Raw genomic sequence first — 15,429 nt, forward strand, 5'->3', positions numbered from 1 at the left:
TGAGGCAATGGGCGGGCTGCGGACGCTTGCGGCGCCGTTCGTCGTTTCCGGCCCGTCGGGGGTGGCGGTCCGTACCCGGCTGGGTCAGCTCACCGGTGCTGACGAGAAGGTGCTGCGGCGGGTAGGTGCGCATCTGGGCGCGCTGGCCGGGCGTGATCTGAAGGCGCGCTGCCATGACGGTCTGGAACATGATGCCGGGGCGTGGGCGGTGCGCAAGCGGGAGTTGACGCCCCACTCGTCAGCCCGCTGGGCAGGGTCGATCACGAAGGCCACGCACGACCAGTGGGCGCTGGCCCGCCGTGGCCAGTTCGCCCACATCCGGTCGCTGGAGGCGGGAGTCCGCATGATTGCCCACCGGCTGTCACTGCCAGTCGGGTCCAAGGGAGCAAAGAAGGCCCCGGGCGGTTACCGCAGCAGGCGCGAATGGCACGCCAAGGCCCGCCGCCTGCACGTGCTGGAGGACCGGCTGACGCGGGAGCGCGCCGACCGGGAGGCCGGGGTCGTGCATGTGGTGCGGGGCGGCAAACGCCTGGCTCGTACCCGGCATCAGCTGCCCGCCGCCCGGCTCACCGAATCCCAGTGGCGTGAGCACTGGGAGGCGCAGCGCTGGTTCATGCAGGCGGACGGGGAGAGCGGGAAGCAGTTCGGCAACGAGACCCTCCGCATCAGCCCGGACGGCGAGGCGAGCATCCGGCTGCCCAACCCACTAAAAGAACTGGCCAACGCCCCGCACGGCCGGTACGTCCTGACCGGCCGGATCACCTTTGCGCACCGGGGGCAGGAGTGGGCCGACCGGATCGAGGCGAACCGGGCCGTCGCCTACCGCATCGACTACGACGTGGCCCGCGGCCGCTGGTATGTGACGGCCTCCTGGCAGACTCCGGTGTCCCGGACGATCCCGATGGCGGCGGCGCTCGCGCACGGGGTGATCGGTGTGGACATGAACGCCGACCACCATGCCGCCTGGCGCCTCGACGCCCACGGCAACCCCACTGGTAGCCCGCGCCGGTTCTTCTACGACCTGACCGGCACCGCCACGCACCGGGACGCCCAGGTCCGCCACGCCCTGACCCGGCTGCTGCGCTGGGCCAAGGCCTGCGGCGTCAAGGCGATCGCCGTCGAGGACCTCGACTTCACCGCCGAGAAGACCCGCGAGAAGCACGGCCGCAAGAAGCAATTCCGGCACCTGGTCTCCGGCATGCCCACCGGCAGACTCCGCGCCCGCCTGACCTCCATGGCCGACGCCACTGGCATCGCCGTCATCGCCGTCGACCCCGCCTACACCTCGAAATGGGGCGCCCAGCACTGGCAGAAGCCCCTGACCAGCACCACCCGCACGACCACCCGTCACGATGCGGCGAGCATCGCGATCGGACGACGCGCCCAGGGGCATCCCCTCCGGCGACGGACGGCACCGCCCCGTGCACACCAGAGCGATGTGCACGGGCATCGGACCGCCCAGGCCGGACCGGAGGCTCCCGGGCGTGAGGGACCCCGCCCTCGCCTTCCCGGACCACGGACACGATCCGTGCCGCCGGACGCGGAGCGAACGCGGGCGACCAGGACACCCAACACCGTTCGGGATGTCCGCAGCGAGCAGCAATGGGTCCAAGACTCACTCCTGCTCACTGACTAGGAACGGTATCTCGTGCTGCGTGAGGCGCTGGTGCGGGGGGATGCCGGGCCGTACCGGGAGTTCCAGCGTGCGGCGGCTCGGCTGGTGCGGGAGCGGGTGCCGGTGTGGCGGGAGCTGTGGCGGTCGGGGGCGCTGGCCGCGGCCGAGCGTACGGGGGCGCGGCTGGCGGCACTGGCCGCCGGGGACTGTACGCACCTGGAGGAGGCGACGGCGTACGGGACGGGGCCCAGCAGGCGGGGCGGCTTCGGTATGTGCGGCATCCGCGACGAGTACACGCTGCCGTGACCAGGGCTGCGGCGCCGCTTTCGGTTCGGCGGGGTTCGGGTGGCGCCCGGGCGTGGCGGGTGGGCCGGGGCCGCGACGGGGATGTCCGTCCCGGACTGGCGCGACCGGGTTCCCCGGAGAGGCGCGGGGCACGGACACGCCGGCCACCGCGGGCGGGCCGCCCCCGCCCCGCCTCGCACCCTCCGTTCCCGCGGGCAGTCGTGCCCCCCGCGCCTGAAGGGCCTGGGAGGTACCCCCAGGGCGGCACGGGTGGGCGCGGCAGCAACCCGTAGGCGCCGCGTGGTCACGGCATCGCCGCCGGCCCGCGGCTATGCGGGGCACCCCGTACGACACCGGGCCACGGTGCCCACCCTCACGCGGGATGCGCGACCCGTACGCTATCGGCGCCTGCCCCCGTACGCCGCGGGCAGATACGCCGACCCCACGGCCAGCGCCGTCGCCGCGCTCGCGATGCCGAGAATCGCCCCCGCCGCCACGTCCCCCGGATAGTGCACACCCGTGTGCACCCTCGAGTAGCCGACCGCACACGCCAACGCCCCCAACGGCACCGACGCCGCGGGCAACACCGTCCCCACCGCCGTGGCGAACGCGACCGCCGACGCCGTATGACCCGAAGGGAACGACGCCGACGTCGGCATGGGCACATGCCGGTCCAGAGTCACCCGCGCCGCCTCCCGGTCCGGCCGCGCACGCCGCACCAGCCGCTTCCCCAGCAGATTCGCCGAGGCCGACGCCACCGCGATCGCCCCCACCCCCGCCAGCGCCGCCCGCCGGGGCCGTGTCCCGCTCAGCGCGAGGACCCCGGCGATGGCGAGCGAGATCTTGGAGTGGTCGGCGGTGTGGGACAGCCGGCGCAGCGCCCGGTCGAGCGTCGGCGTCGGTGTGGCGGCGACCGCCGCGTACAGGGCACCGTCCACCGCCCGGAGGTCGCCGAGGACCGCGGTGGCGACCCTGCGCAGCCCGTCGGCGGGCGGTACGGGCCGGGTGAGCGGACGGGTGATGTCCTGATCGGTGGTGGGCGGCTCTCTCATCTGTCTCTCCCGCGTGGCGTCGTGGACGAATCACCAAGTGCCCACCGTACGCATGATCCATCCGCGCGGTCTCGCCCACCCCGGCCGGTCCGTCCGGTCCCACGTGCCGGGTACGGGGTGGGGGTATAGGGTGGTGTCCGTCATGTATACCCAGGAGGGGTATTCGCTGCACGGCGGGCCGGAGGGTTGACTCGATACCCCCCAGGGGTATTGTGAGCTGCGTGAGGCGGCTTACAGCGAGTCGCAGGGTCCCCTTTTCGAGGAGAGACGGTCATGAACACCGGACTGAGGATCAGCGCGTTCGCAGCCGCCCTCGCCGCCACCTTCGGTACGGCTTACGGCGTCGGCGAGGGGCTCGATCTCGTCGCCGCGGAGTCCACACCGGCGCACGACGAGCGGCACGCCCCGTCCCCGTCGGGGGCGGACGGACACACAGGGCACGACACCCCGGCGGCGGCCGGCGGGCTCCAGATCTCCGAGGGCGGGTACCGGCTCGAACTGGAGACCTCGCGCGTCACCGCAGGCCACCACGCCGCACTGCGATTCGTGGTCCGGGACGGCCAGGGCCGCGCCGTCACCGAGTACCGCCGTGAGCACGAGAAGGAGCTGCATCTCATCGTCGTCTCCCGTGACCTGCTCACCTACCGGCATCTGCATCCCCGCCGGGCCGCCGACGGCACCTGGACCACCCCGGTGGATCTGCCGCGGGCCGGCGGCTACCGGGTCCTCGCCGACTTCACCCCGGAGACGAAGGGCGCGCGCGGCCTCACCCTCGGAGCGGACCTCGCCGTCGGCGGCCCCTACCGGCCGCAGGAACTGCCGGGCGCCGACCGCACGGCCCGGGTCGACGGCTACGACGTCGAGCTGGACGGAACACTGAGCCCTGGGAAGGCGGGCGAACTGCGCCTGTCCGTCTCGCGCGACGGAAAGCCGGTCACCGACCTGCAGCCCTACCTCGGCGCCTACGGCCATCTGGTCGCCCTGCGCGCCGGTGACCTCGCCTATCTGCACGTTCACCCCAACGGCGAACCGGGCGACGGGAAGACGGACGCAGGCCCCGCCGTCTCCTTCACGGCCACGGCGCCCAGCAGCGGCGGCTACCGGCTGTTCCTGGACTTCAAGCACGACGGGGTCGTCCGTACCGCCGCGTTCACCGTCAACGCCGGAGCGGCGGCGGAGGGCGGCTCGGGGACGCCCGAGCACTCCGACGGGCACGGCTCGGGGACACCCGAGCACTCCGACGGGCACGGCCACTGAGCCTCAGCCCAGGGCGCGGTCCAGGTTGAACGCGGCGCTGATCAGGGCGAGATGGGTGAACGCCTGCGGGAAGTTGCCCTGTTGCTCCCCGGTGTGGCTGATCTGCTCGGCGTACAGCCCCAGATGGTTGCCGTACGTCAGCATCTTCTCGAAGGCGAGGGACGCCTCGTCGAGCCGTCCGGCACGGGTCAGCGCCTCGACGTACCAGAACGAGCAGATGGAGAACGTGCCCTCGTCGCCGTGGAGTCCGTCGGGGCTCACCAGCGGGTCGTAGCGGTAGACCAGCGAATCGGACACCAGCTCCTCGGTGAGGGAGTCCAGCGTCGACAGCCACTTGGGGTCGGTCGGCGCGATGAACTTCGCCATCGGCATCATCAGGACCGCCGCGTCCAGCACCTCCGCGTCCTCGTGCTGCACGAACGCCCGGCGCGAGGAGGACCAGCCACTGCTCATGATCCGCCGGTAGACGCTGTCCCGGCTCGCCTGCCAGCGGGGGAGGTCGGCGGGCAGGCCCCGCCGGTTGGCCATCCGGATGCCCCGCTCGATCGCCACCCAGCACATCAGGCGGGAGTACAGGAAGTTCTTCCGCCCGCCGCGGGTCTCCCAGATGCCCTCGTCGGGCTGGTCCCAGTGCCCGCACACCCAGTCCACCAGCGCCGTCACATGGTCCCACTGCTCGCTGGAGACCGGCTCGGCCCACTTGTCGTAGAGGTAGATGGAGTCGATCAGCGCCCCGTAGACGTCCAGTTGCAGCTGATCGGCCGCCGCGTTGCCGACACGGACCGGTGCCGAGCCCTCGTGGCCCTCCAGATGCGAGAGCTCACGCTCCGGGAGATCGGTACGGCCGTCGATGCCGTACATGATCTGCAGCGGGCCGGCCCCCTTGCAGTCGCCCGGACTGATGTGCCGCGAGACGAAGCCCATGAACGCCTTGGCCTCCTCGGTGAAACCGAGCCGCAGCATGGCGTACACGCAGAACGCGGCGTCGCGCACCCACATGTACCGGTAGTCCCAGTTGCGCTCCCCGCCGAACGACTCGGGCAGGCTCGTCGTCGGCGCCGCCACGATCGCTCCTGTCGGCGCGTACGTCAGCAGCTTCAGGGTGAGGGCGGAGCGGTGCACCATCTCCCGCCAGCGGCCCCGGTAGCGCGAGGACGACAGCCAGTTCCTCCAGTACCGCACCGTCGCGGCGAACTGCTCCTCCGCCTCCGTGCACGCGCACCGGCGCGGGGTCAGCTCGCCGCCGACCTGGTCCAGCGCGAACACGGCCGTCTCGCCTTCGGCGAGCTTGAAGTCGGCCCGCACATCGGCACCGTCGGCTTCCAGCGGGACGGTGGCGGTGAGCGCGAGGGACAGATCCGCACACTCGAAGACCGCCAGGTCACCCGTGACGTGCACGGTGTGGGGCACGGTGCCGTAGCCGAACCGGGGTGCCACCCGTGTGCGGAACGGCAGGGCGCCCCGTACGCACAGCACCCGCCGGATCAGCCGGTGCCGGCCCTCGTCGGACGGCTCCCCGGCGACCGGCATGAAGTCCTGCACCTCGCCGACCCCGTCCTCGGTGTAGAACCGGGTGATCAGCACATTGGTGTCGGGGAAGTAGAACTGTTTGGTGCGGGCCGGCACGGCCGCCGCCAGCTCGAAACAGCCGCCCCGCTCGGTGTCCAGGATCGCCCCGAACACACTGGGGGAGTCGAACGACGGACAGCAGTACCAGTCGATGGTGCCGTCCACGCCCACCAGCGCCACGCTGCGCAGATCGCCGATCAGCCCGTGATCCGCGATCGGCACGTAACGGCGCGCCCCGGATCCGCTCTGCTCCCTGGTCGTCCCGTCCATCGCAGCCTCCCTGGGCCGGCACGCCATGCTCTGCTGCCAGCTTAGGCAGCCCGGGCCGGTCCGGCTCGGCCGCTCGCGCATCAGCCGGCGGAGCGCGGTCTCCTGCCCGTCGGGGCCGCCGCCCCACGCGGACCGGCGGTGATCCGCCCCGACACCACCCGTCCGGCGAGCGGCCGGACACCCGCGCCCCCGGGTCCCGCGAGCCCCGAGCTACCGCTTCACGGCCTTCAGGACCACGAACTTCGGGTCCGACGCGACCAGTTCACTGTTGCCGAACAGCCGCCGCAGCGTCACGTGGTACCCCAGGTGACGGTTGCCGATCACCCACAGTTCGCCGCCCTCGCGCAGGGTGCGCCGGGCGTCGCCGAACATGCGCCGGGCCGTGGCGTCGGTGGTCGCCTGATGGGAGTGGAAGGGCGGATTGTTGAGCACCAGGTCGACACTGCCGGCCGGGATGCCCGCCAGCCCGTCTCCGACCCGGAACTCCGCGTGTCCCGGCACGTCGTTCTCCCGGTACGTGGCCTGCGCCGACGCGACCGCCTGGAACGACTCGTCCACGAACAGCACCTCGGCGCGCGGATCCGCCAGCGCCATCGCCGTACCGACGACGCCGTTGCCGCAGCCCAGGTCCACCACCCGGCCGCCGTCCGGGCCGGCGGGCAGATGCCGCAGGAAGAACCGGGTGCCGATGTCGAGGCGGTCGGCGCAGAAGACACCGGCGTGGTTGACGACCGTACGCCCCGACACCGGACCGATGCCGTCCGGCAGCGCGTAGCGGTACGGCCAGGGGTTCGCGGGACGCTCCCGCCCGGGGTCGGGCGTGCAGTGGATCAGCCGTGCCTTCCTCTCGGCGAGCGAGGTCCTGGTCGGGCCGAGGATCCGCTCGAAGAGGTCCAGCGTCGAGGTGTGGATCTCCTTCACCATGCCGGTGCCGACGACGACCGTGCCCTCGTGCACCGCGGGCGCCAGCCGCAGCAGCTGGTCCTCCAGCAGCGCCAGGCTCTTCGGCACCCGGACCAGCAGCACGTCCACCCGGTCCGGCGGGGTGTCCTGCGTGGTGAGCAGCCGTACGGTGCCCGGTTCGACGCCGTTGCGGGCCAGGTTGGCGCGGGTGGCCTCCTGGCCGAGCCAGGAGTCGGTGATCTGCGTCGGCCGGTGCGCCGCGAGCGCCGTCACCAGCGCGCCCCAGCGGTCACCGACGACCACGACCGTGCCGGACAGCGGGACCTGCCGGTCGTCGAGATGCCTCAGGAGATACTCGTCGGAGGCGTCCCAGGCGCGGAGCCGGTCCCTCGGGTCCTCGGGGAACCTGGCCAGTACCGGCGCGCCCCACGCAGTCGTCATACGGTCGTTCATCGTCCGACCAGGCTAGCCCAGCCGCAGCTCAGGCCGCGTCCGGCAGGATGGGAGCCATGGACGCGGAACTGTTCCCCCGAGAGCGCCGCGAGATCGCGCCCGGCGCGGTGCATGTGCCGGACTGGCTGGACGCGCGGGAGCAGCGGGAACTCCTGGACGCCTGCCGGGAGTGGGCCCGGCCGCCCGCCGGACTCCGTACCGTCCGCACACCCGGCGGCGGCACCATGACCGCCCGGCAGGTGTGTCTCGGCCGGCACTGGTATCCGTACGGCTACGCCGACAGGGTCGTCGACGGTGACGGCTCACCGGTGAAACCCTTCCCCGGCCGGCTCGGCGCGCTGGCCCGCCGCGCGGTGACCGACACGCTCGGCGCGGACGCCGCGCGGGAGGCCGCCTACGACATCGCGCTCGTCAACTTCTACGACGCCGACGCCCGCATGGGCATGCACCGCGACAGCGACGAGCGGGCGGACGCGCCCGTGGTGTCGCTGAGCCTCGGCGACACCTGTGTCTTCCGCTTCGGCAACACCGGCTCCCGCAACCGGCCCTGGACGGACGTGGAACTGCGCAGCGGCGACCTGTTCGTCTTCGGCGGGCCCTCCCGGCTCGCCCACCACGGCGTCCCCCGGGTGCACGCGGGCACGGCCCCCGCCGAGTTGGGGCTGACCGGACGGCTGAACATCACGCTGCGGGTGAGCGGTCTGTAGCCCGCGCCGGTTTACGGATCATGGGAGACTCGCCTCCATGAGCGGGAAGGCGGACCCCCGGCCGGCGGGGGAAGGGACCACCTCGAGGACGCGGCTGGACCGGGGGCGCGGCGCGCTCGGACCCGCACTGGAGCTCGTGCACACCGGACGCGCGCCGACCCGCGCGGTGCTCACCGCCGAGCTCGGTGTGACGCGTGCGACGGCCGGCGCGGTCGCCGCCGAACTGGAGGCCCTCGGACTGATCAGGGTGGACGCGCGGCCCGGCGCGGCCGCCGGCTCCCAGGGGCGCCCCTCGCACCGCCTCTCCGTCGCCGAGGACGGCCCCGTGGCGCTCGCCGCCCAGGTGCACGCCGACGGTTTCCGGGCGGCCCTCGTCGGGCTCGGCGGCCGTATCGTCGCCACGGCGCCCGGCTCCGAGGTCGTCGACGCCGACCCCGCGAAAGTGCTCGGCTCCGTCGTCGCCGCCGGTGCCGGACTGCTGGAGGAGACCGGGCGGCGCTGCGTGGGCGCCGGGCTCGCCGTACCGTCGGCGGTGGCCGAACCGGAGGGACTCGCCCTCAACCCTCTGCACCTCGCCTGGCCCGCGGGCGCCCCGGTGCGGGAGATCTTCGCCGAGCAGGTGCGCGCGGCCGGCATCACGGGGACCGCCTTCGCGGCCAACGACGTCAACCTCGCCGCCCTCGCCGAACACCGGCACGGCGCCGGACGTGGCTCCCGCGACCTGCTGTGCGTGGCCACCGGCCACCGCGGCGTGGGCGGCGCGCTGGTGCTCGACGGGCGGCTGCACTCCGGCAGTTCGGGACTCGCCCTGGAGGTCGGCCACCTCGCCGTCAACCCCGAGGGCCGCCCCTGCCACTGCGGCAGCCGGGGCTGCCTCGACGTCGAGGCCGACCCGCTCGCCCTGCTCACCGCGGCGGGCCGCGCACCGGGCCCGGAGATGTCCCTGCTGAAACAGGCCGACGACCTGATCCGTCACCAGTACGACGACCCGGAGGTGCGTACCGCCACCGAGTCCCTCATCGACCGCCTCGGCCTCGGACTCGCCGGACTGGTGAACATCCTCAACCCGGACCGGATCATCCTCGGCGGACTGCACCGCACCCTGCTGGAGGCCGACCCCGACCGGCTGCGCGCCGTCGTCGCCGACCGCAGCCTGTGGGGCCGCAGCGGCGGCGTGCCCATCCTCCCCTGCACCCTCGACCACAACAGCCTGGTCGGCGCGGCGGAACTGGCCTGGCAGCCGGTGCTGGACGATCCTCTTGGGGCACTGGTGTGAGCGGGCAGCCCGGCACCGGCGCGAGAAGGCAGCCCGACAGACAGAAGGCGACCTCATGACCGACCAGCTCACCGTCAGCGTCCTCGGCACCGGCATCATGGGTGCGGCGATGGCCCGCAACCTGCTCCGCGCGGGGCACACCGTACGGGCCTGGAACCGCACCCGCGACAAGGCCGAACCCCTCGCCGGCGACGGCGCGCACATCGCCGGCACCCCCGCCGAGGCCGTCGAGTCCGCCGACGTCGTACTGACCATGCTGTACGACGGCCCGGCCACCCTGGACACGATGCGCCGGGCCGAACCCGCCCTGCGCCCCGGAACCGTCTGGGCCCAGTCCACCACCGCCGGCCTCGAGGACGTCGCCGAACTGGCCGGCTTCGCCGACGCGCACGGCCTGCTCTTCTACGACGCCCCGGTCCTCGGCACCCGGCAGCCCGCCGAGGCCGGACAGCTCGTCGTGCTCGCCGCCGGACCGGCCGAGGGCCGGAACAGGGCGACACCGGTGTTCGACGCGGTGGGTGCCCGCACCGTATGGACGGGGGAGGACGGCGCGGCGGCCGCGGCGACCCGGCTGAAGCTGGTCGCCAACAGCTGGGTGCTCGCCGCGACCACCGCCGCCGGTGAGTCGCTCGCCCTGGCCAAGGCCCTCGGTGTCGCCCCCGAGGGCTTCTTCGACCTCATCGCCGGCGGCCCGCTCGACATGGGCTATCTGCACGCCAAGGCCGGCCTGATCCTCGACGGACGGCTCACTCCGGCCCAGTTCGCCGTGACGACCGCCGCGAAGGACGCCAGACTGATCGTGCGGGCCGGAGAACAGCACGGCGTGCGCCTGGACGTCGCCACCGCGAGCGCCGAACGCTTCGAGCGGGCCGCCGGCCAGGGCCACGGCGACGAGGACATGGCCGCCGCCTACTACGCCAGCTTCGACGGCGACCCCACCGCCTGACCGGCAGACCCGAGAGCACGAAGGAGTCCGTAGTGTCCAAGCCCCCGCTTCCCCCCGAGGCCGTCGACCTGCTGCGCAAGCCCAACCCCTGCGTCATGGCCACGCTGCGCTCCGACGGAGCGCCCGTGTCCACCCCCACCTGGTACCTGTGGGAGGACGGCCGCGCGCTGATGAACTTCGACGGGGGCCGCGTCCGGCTGAACCACGTCCGCCGCGACCCGCGCGTCACCGTGACCGTCCTCGCCACCGACGACTGGTACACCCACGTCACCCTGATCGGCCGTGTCACCGACCTGTACGACGACGAGAAACTCGCCGACATCGACCGCCTCTCCCGCCACTACACCGGGAACGCGTACCCGAACCGCGAGCGGCCGAGGGTCAGCGCCTGGCTCGAGGTGGACCGCTGGCACGGCTGGGGCGCGATGAAGGACAACGCCCAGTCCGGCTGACCACCGCGCACACCGCCGGCGGGCGGCCGGTCCCGCTCCGGGGCCGGTGCCCGGCGGGCGTCCGCGCGTGTCGCAGGGCGTCCTCGAACGCCGGGCCGGGGAAGCAGCCGGGCCGCTTCCCCGTACTCCCGGCGGGGTACGTGCGGTGCCGCTGGCCGTACGACGCCACGGGGCCCCTCGTGGGGCCACTCTCGGAGGTGTCGCGCAAGGAGCGACGAGACGGACCATCCGAGGAGTTGAACGATCATGTACACCCTGGCGCACTTCGGCGACGGCGGACCCGGCCCGTGGATCCTGTTCTTCCCCGTCGTCTGGGTCCTGGTCATCGGCGGCGGCATCGCCCTGCTGCGCCGCACGGTGTGGCGCGGACGCCGCGGCCCCGGCCCCGGACGGCCCACGGTGGACGACCACTCGCCCATCGCGGTGCTCGGCCACCGCTTCGCCTCCGGCGAGATCGACGAGGACGAGTACTGGCGGCGACTGTCCGTCCTGGACGAGCAGTTCGGCCGGCACGGCAAGGGTGTCGCCTGACGGCGGTGCTACCGGGAGCGGGCTCGCCACCGGCCCGCCGCCGTCGGAGCGGCGGTTCGGCCGGCCGCTTCATGCCCCGGGCCGTCGGCCGGACGCGGCGGATCACGCCGACCGGGTGGGCCGGGTTTTCCCGGTGCCACCGGGTCGTCTCAGCCGGGCAAGGAGGGCCGGGCCGAGTGTTTCGGCCTGGTGCCCGGTGTCTCCGGGCCGTTTCCGCCGGGCACGGCGGACTGGACCGGGCGGTGGGGCCCGCTGCCCCGGCGTGGCGCCCCGGCTGTCTCAGCCCGGTACGGCGGAGTGCGCCGGGGCGGGCTCGGAACGGTGTTCCTCGGCCGGCTGCTCGACGAGCGCGACCTCCGTGAAGCGGGGGTCGGCGGATTCGGCGGCAGTGAAGCGGGGGCGCCGTTCCCAGGCTGGTGCGGGGGCCGCGGACGGTGTGGGCAGGGTGAACCACACGACCTTGCCGGACTCGCCGTCCGGGACCGCGCCCCAGCTCTCGCTCATCGCGGCCACCATCGCCAGCCCGCGACCGCAGGTGGCGAGCGGACTGGCGTCCCCGACGACCGGCAAGCGCGGATCGTGGTCGTACACCGACACCTTGAGCCGTTCGAGCAGCAGCTCGATCTCGACGGTGCACGTCTTGTCGGGCCGGGCATGCCGGTGGACGTTGGACAGCAACTCCGTCACACCGAGCGACGCCCGGTCTATCAACGGGTCCATATGCCAGTAGCGCAACTGCGCAGATACGATTCTGCGGACCTGGCCGATCCGCGACGGCAGAGCTTGGAGCTCCACCGTGCAGTGCCTGCTTGGGTAAGTGATCACGGCTGCGACTCCCCGACGTGAGGTCCGGAAGAACACGGAAGACGGATCCAGCAGGGGGCCTGCGTGACACGGCCGCCTGCTGTCGTGGCCGGCGGGCTGGTTCGCAGCGTTATCGCCGGTAAACCCAGAGTGACGTGAGACCAGCGTGGCGCACGGTGCGGAGTGACGCAAGTCACGGACATCTCAGACGCCGCGTCCCGAAGCCCGGCGCACGGCCTCGATGAAACGGCGTGCGGCGGGCGGGCCGGGCTCGCCGGGCGCGGGGTCGTGGTCGCCCAGGGTCAGCAGGTACCGGTTGCCGTTGAGGTCCGCCAACGCCCGGTCCTCGGCGGCGAACCAGGGCTTCGACGCCCGTACCGCCTGCACCGGCGCGCTGTCGATCTCACTGCCGTAGCTGGTGAGCAGTTGCAGTCGGCCGTCGCGGATCCGGACCTGGCCGGCCCGGGTGAGCGAACGCAGCCGCTTGCCGATCCGCACGCCCGTGGCCGTGAACTCCGGATCCGTCATGCCACCCGCCCCCTTGCGCACGTAACTGTGCGGACCTGCTTTCTGCCCAGCTTCAGTGTGCCCCCGTACGGGGGCCTGCTCACGCCGGTGCAGTCTGCCCGCACCCGCCGCCGAGCACCAGTGCGCGAGCCTTCGTTCCCCGGGCCGCGGGTGCACTCGCGCCAATGCGCCCCCTGCCGCTCCCTCGGGCGCCCCAGGGTGCCTTTGAGTGGCTCAAAGGAGTGTTTATGCAGGTGAGGGGCGGTTCGGAGGATGCATATGATCGGTGTACCGGCCGCGCGGGACGCCGTCGGCGCTCAGCGTAAGGAGCCCTGCCGTGAGCACCCCCCGACAGACCCTGACCGGTGTGACCCTCGACGTCGACCACAGCGACGCCGCCTACCGCGGCTGGCTGAAAGAGGCCGTGCGCAGGGTGCAGGCCGATGCCAACCGCTCGGCCGACACGCATCTCCTGCGCTTTCCGCTGCCCGAGCGATGGGGCATCGACCTCTATCTCAAGGACGAGTCGACCCACCCGACCGGCAGCCTCAAGCACCGGCTGGCCCGTTCGCTCTTCCTCTACGGGCTGTGCAATGGCTGGATCCGTCCCGGCCGCCCGGTGATCGAGGCGTCCAGCGGTTCCACGGCCGTGTCCGAGGCCTACTTCGCGAAGCTGATCGGCGTCCCCTTCATCGCCGTCATGCCACGCACGACGAGCGCCGAGAAGTGCCGCCTGATCGAGTTCCACGGCGGCCGGTGCCACTTCGTGGACGACCCCCGCACGATGTACGAGGCGTCCGTCGCCCTCGCGGCGGAGACCGGCGGCCACTACATGGACCAGTTCACCTACGCCGAGCGGGCCACGGACTGGCGGGGCAACAACAACATCGCCGAATCGATCTTCCGTCAGCTGGAGTTGGAGCGGTTCCCGGAGCCCGCGTGGATCGTGGCCACGGCCGGCACCGGCGGTACCTCGGCCACCCTCGCGCGCTACGTCCACTACATGCAGTACGACACCCGCATCTGTGTCGCCGACCCGGAGAACTCCTGCTTCTTCGAGGGCTGGACGACCGGTGACCCGGACGTCGCCTGCGACCGCGGCTCACGGATCGAGGGCATCGGACGGCCCCGTATGGAGCCGAGCTTCGTGCCCGGCGCGATCGACCGGATGATGAAGGTGCCGGACGCGGCCAGTGTCGCCGCGGTGCGGGCCCTGGAGGGGGTCATCGGCCGCAGGGCGGGCGGCTCCACCGGTACCGGGCTGTGGAGCGCGCTCAAGATCGTCGCGGAGATGGTGGCCGACGGGCGGCGGGGAAGCGTGGTGACGCTGCTCTGCGACCCGGGGGACCGGTACCTGGACAAGTACTACTCGGACGCGTGGCTGTCCGACCAGGGCCTCGACATCGCGCCGTACACGGCGGCGATCGAGTCACTGCTCCGCACCGGAGTCTGGCCCCGCTGAAGCCCTGCCGCTCACGGAAGGCGCCCGTGCCGAGGGAGTCGTCCCGGCGAACCCGGTCAGCGGGCACCGGGATGCGGTCGGCGGGTCATGGACGTGACCTCCTTGGCCTGCACCGGACTTGTCCGCCGGCGGGCACGCGACCGTCAGAGTTCCGCGGGCTCGCCCGCCACCACCAGCCGCCGCAGCTGTTCGGACACCTCCGCGCGTGCCTCCGGAGGCAGCCCGGAGTCCGTCACCAGCGTGTCGACCTGCTCGAGCGACGCGAACGAACTCAGGCCCACCGTGCCCCACTTGGTGTGATCGGCGACCACCACCACCCGCCGTGCCGACTGCACGAGACGCCGGTTGGTCTCCGCCTCCGCGAGGTTCGGCGTGGACAGCCCCGCCTCCACCGATATCCCGTGAACGCCGAGGAAGAGCAGGTCGAAGTGGAGCGCCGCGATCGCCTGGTCGGCCACCGGCCCCACCAGTGAGTCCGAGGGCGTGCGCACCCCGCCCGTCAGCACGACCGTGGCCGCGCCCTGCCGGGCCCCCGAGGTGCGCTGCGCCGCGTGGAACACATCGGCCACCCGCACCGAGTTGGTGACCACCGTGAGGTCGGGGACGTCCACCAGCCGGTGCGCCAGCGCGAAGGTCGTCGTACCGCCCGAGAGCGCGATCGCCGCGCCGGGGGAGACCAGTTCGGCCGCCGCCCGCGCGATGTCCTCCTTGGCGGTCGGCTCCAGGCCCGACTTGGCCTCGAACCCCGGCTCGTGCGTGCTCGCCTCCACCACCGGGACCGCGCCGCCGTGCACCTTCTCCAGCACGCCCTGCCGGGCCAGCGCGTCGAGGTCACGGCGGACCGTCATGTCCGAGACACCGAGCTTGCGCGTCAGCTCGTTGACCCGCACCCCGCCCCGGCGCCGGACCTCGTCGAGGATCAGGGTGCGCCGCTGCTCCGCGAGCAGGTTCTGATTCTCGCTCACGTACGCTCCGGTCCTTTCGCCGCAAACCGCCCGACATGTCCCGCACCCTCTGCGACGAGCGGGTTCCCGCCCGTCATCGGTACGCGGACGCCCATCCTCGCATGCCGTGCCCCGGGCGGCGTCACGGGTGGCTCGTCGCGCACATGTCACCGATTGCCCGCATGCCGCTTGCCTGTCACACGGATCGGGGAGATTACGTGACGAGAGGTGTGAGCCGTACCGGCACGGGCGATCCTGTGCACGCACGGACGGAGCCGACGGGTCGTCACGGGGGAGGCGCGAACCGGTGAAGAGCACACGGCGGGACAGACCGGCCGAGGGTGACGGCACCCCCGCCACGACGGACGCGGAGACCGGGACCGCCCTGGAACTCCT

The 15,429-nt window shown here is 72.7% G+C and carries 14 protein-coding genes and 1 pseudogene; 9 read left to right on the top strand and 6 right to left on the bottom strand.

Annotated elements, in window-relative coordinates; all coding sequences use genetic code 11:
• The first annotated feature begins 7 nt into the window (after nucleotides 1-7).
• The gene (locus IF28_RS0128120) at nucleotides 8-1,636 is read left to right on the top strand and encodes an IS200/IS605 family element transposase accessory protein TnpB (RefSeq protein ID WP_030225796.1); all 1,629 of its coding nucleotides are present in this window, start codon (nucleotides 8-10) and stop codon (nucleotides 1,634-1,636) included.
• Nucleotides 1,637-1,921 (top strand): annotated as a pseudogene (locus IF28_RS0128125) (cupin); the annotation flags it as partial. It abuts the gene before it with no gap.
• Between the two features lie 377 nt (nucleotides 1,922-2,298).
• Here the strand turns inward: IF28_RS0128125 and IF28_RS0128130 are convergent.
• Nucleotides 2,299-2,952 carry a phosphatase PAP2 family protein gene (locus IF28_RS0128130; RefSeq protein WP_037894177.1) on the bottom strand — a complete coding sequence of 218 codons (654 nt, stop codon included), beginning with the start codon at nucleotides 2,950-2,952 and terminating at the stop codon, nucleotides 2,299-2,301.
• 273 nt (nucleotides 2,953-3,225) lie between these two features.
• On the opposite strand from IF28_RS0128130, the gene IF28_RS0128135 reads away from it, so the two are divergent.
• On the top strand, nucleotides 3,226-4,209 hold the full coding sequence (locus tag IF28_RS0128135; protein WP_030225802.1) for a hypothetical protein: 984 nt from the start codon (nucleotides 3,226-3,228) through the stop codon (nucleotides 4,207-4,209).
• A 3-nt stretch (nucleotides 4,210-4,212) separates the two neighbouring features.
• On the opposite strand, the gene IF28_RS0128140 is transcribed toward IF28_RS0128135, so the two are convergent.
• Nucleotides 4,213-6,048 carry a glycoside hydrolase family 15 protein gene (locus IF28_RS0128140; RefSeq protein WP_030225804.1) on the bottom strand — a complete coding sequence of 612 codons (1,836 nt, stop codon included), beginning with the start codon at nucleotides 6,046-6,048 and terminating at the stop codon, nucleotides 4,213-4,215.
• A gap of 210 nt (nucleotides 6,049-6,258) precedes the next feature.
• Nucleotides 6,259-7,392: a methyltransferase gene (locus IF28_RS0128145; RefSeq protein WP_030225805.1), complete on the bottom strand. Its 1,134-nt coding sequence runs from the start codon at nucleotides 7,390-7,392 to the stop codon at nucleotides 6,259-6,261.
• Between the two features lie 68 nt (nucleotides 7,393-7,460).
• Between IF28_RS0128145 and IF28_RS0128150 the strand changes: the two genes are divergently transcribed.
• The 5 genes from IF28_RS0128150 (at nucleotide 7,461) to IF28_RS0128170 (ending at nucleotide 11,316) form a co-directional block, all read left to right on the top strand.
• Complete coding sequence (locus IF28_RS0128150) at nucleotides 7,461-8,111, top strand: alpha-ketoglutarate-dependent dioxygenase AlkB family protein (RefSeq protein WP_030225806.1); 651 nt, start codon at nucleotides 7,461-7,463, stop codon at nucleotides 8,109-8,111.
• Nucleotides 8,112-8,148: 37 nt separating this feature from the next.
• The gene (locus tag IF28_RS0128155) at nucleotides 8,149-9,387 is read left to right on the top strand and encodes an ROK family protein (protein WP_030225808.1); all 1,239 of its coding nucleotides are present in this window, start codon (nucleotides 8,149-8,151) and stop codon (nucleotides 9,385-9,387) included.
• Nucleotides 9,371-10,333, top strand: coding sequence for an NAD(P)-dependent oxidoreductase (locus IF28_RS0128160; RefSeq protein WP_324616059.1), 963 nt, complete (start codon nucleotides 9,371-9,373; stop codon nucleotides 10,331-10,333). Before IF28_RS0128155 ends, IF28_RS0128160 begins: the two co-directional genes overlap by 17 nt.
• A 32-nt stretch (nucleotides 10,334-10,365) precedes the next feature.
• Nucleotides 10,366-10,785, top strand: a complete 420-nt coding sequence (locus IF28_RS0128165) for a PPOX class F420-dependent oxidoreductase (protein ID WP_030225814.1) — start codon at nucleotides 10,366-10,368, stop codon at nucleotides 10,783-10,785.
• A gap of 246 nt (nucleotides 10,786-11,031) precedes the next feature.
• The gene (locus tag IF28_RS0128170) at nucleotides 11,032-11,316 is read left to right on the top strand and encodes an SHOCT domain-containing protein (RefSeq protein ID WP_030225816.1); all 285 of its coding nucleotides are present in this window, start codon (nucleotides 11,032-11,034) and stop codon (nucleotides 11,314-11,316) included.
• Between the two features lie 279 nt (nucleotides 11,317-11,595).
• Here the strand turns inward: IF28_RS0128170 and IF28_RS0128175 are convergent, their stop codons facing one another.
• A complete protein-coding gene (locus IF28_RS0128175) occupies nucleotides 11,596-12,141 on the bottom strand; it encodes an ATP-binding protein (RefSeq protein WP_199809047.1) in 546 nt (181 codons plus the stop codon).
• Nucleotides 12,142-12,324: 183 nt separating this feature from the next.
• Nucleotides 12,325-12,648, bottom strand: coding sequence for a hypothetical protein (locus IF28_RS0128180; protein WP_030225819.1), 324 nt, complete (start codon nucleotides 12,646-12,648; stop codon nucleotides 12,325-12,327).
• Between the two features lie 316 nt (nucleotides 12,649-12,964).
• On the opposite strand from IF28_RS0128180, the gene IF28_RS0128185 reads away from it, so the two are divergent.
• Nucleotides 12,965-14,089, top strand: coding sequence for a PLP-dependent cysteine synthase family protein (locus IF28_RS0128185; protein ID WP_030225821.1), 1,125 nt, complete (start codon nucleotides 12,965-12,967; stop codon nucleotides 14,087-14,089).
• A 143-nt stretch (nucleotides 14,090-14,232) separates the two neighbouring features.
• On the opposite strand, the gene IF28_RS0128190 is transcribed toward IF28_RS0128185, so the two are convergent.
• The gene (locus IF28_RS0128190; protein ID WP_030225824.1) at nucleotides 14,233-15,054 is read right to left on the bottom strand and encodes a DeoR/GlpR family DNA-binding transcription regulator; all 822 of its coding nucleotides are present in this window, start codon (nucleotides 15,052-15,054) and stop codon (nucleotides 14,233-14,235) included.
• Between the last annotated feature and the right edge of the window lie 375 nt (nucleotides 15,055-15,429).

Source organism: Streptomyces sp. NRRL WC-3626, assembly GCF_000718785.1.
Classification (GTDB): Bacteria; Actinomycetota; Actinomycetes; order Streptomycetales; family Streptomycetaceae; genus Streptomyces; species Streptomyces edwardsiae.

Bases quoted from the DNA above. Each gene is read 5' to 3' on its own strand.
- IF28_RS0128155 (WP_030225808.1), top strand. From the start codon at position 8,149: ATGAGCGGGAAGGCGGACCCCCGGCCGGCGGGGGAAGGGACCACCTCG.
- IF28_RS0128150 (WP_030225806.1), top strand. From the start codon at position 7,461: ATGGACGCGGAACTGTTCCCCCGAGAGCGCCGCGAGATCGCGCCCGGC.
- IF28_RS0128135 (WP_030225802.1), top strand. From the start codon at position 3,226: ATGAACACCGGACTGAGGATCAGCGCGTTCGCAGCCGCCCTCGCCGCC.
- IF28_RS0128145 (WP_030225805.1), bottom strand. From the start codon at position 7,392: ATGACGACTGCGTGGGGCGCGCCGGTACTGGCCAGGTTCCCCGAGGAC.
- IF28_RS0128170 (WP_030225816.1), top strand. From the start codon at position 11,032: ATGTACACCCTGGCGCACTTCGGCGACGGCGGACCCGGCCCGTGGATC.
- IF28_RS0128180 (WP_030225819.1), bottom strand. From the start codon at position 12,648: ATGACGGATCCGGAGTTCACGGCCACGGGCGTGCGGATCGGCAAGCGG.
- IF28_RS0128120 (WP_030225796.1), top strand. From the start codon at position 8: ATGGGCGGGCTGCGGACGCTTGCGGCGCCGTTCGTCGTTTCCGGCCCG.
- IF28_RS0128130 (WP_037894177.1), bottom strand. From the start codon at position 2,952: ATGAGAGAGCCGCCCACCACCGATCAGGACATCACCCGTCCGCTCACC.
- IF28_RS0128140 (WP_030225804.1), bottom strand. From the start codon at position 6,048: ATGGACGGGACGACCAGGGAGCAGAGCGGATCCGGGGCGCGCCGTTAC.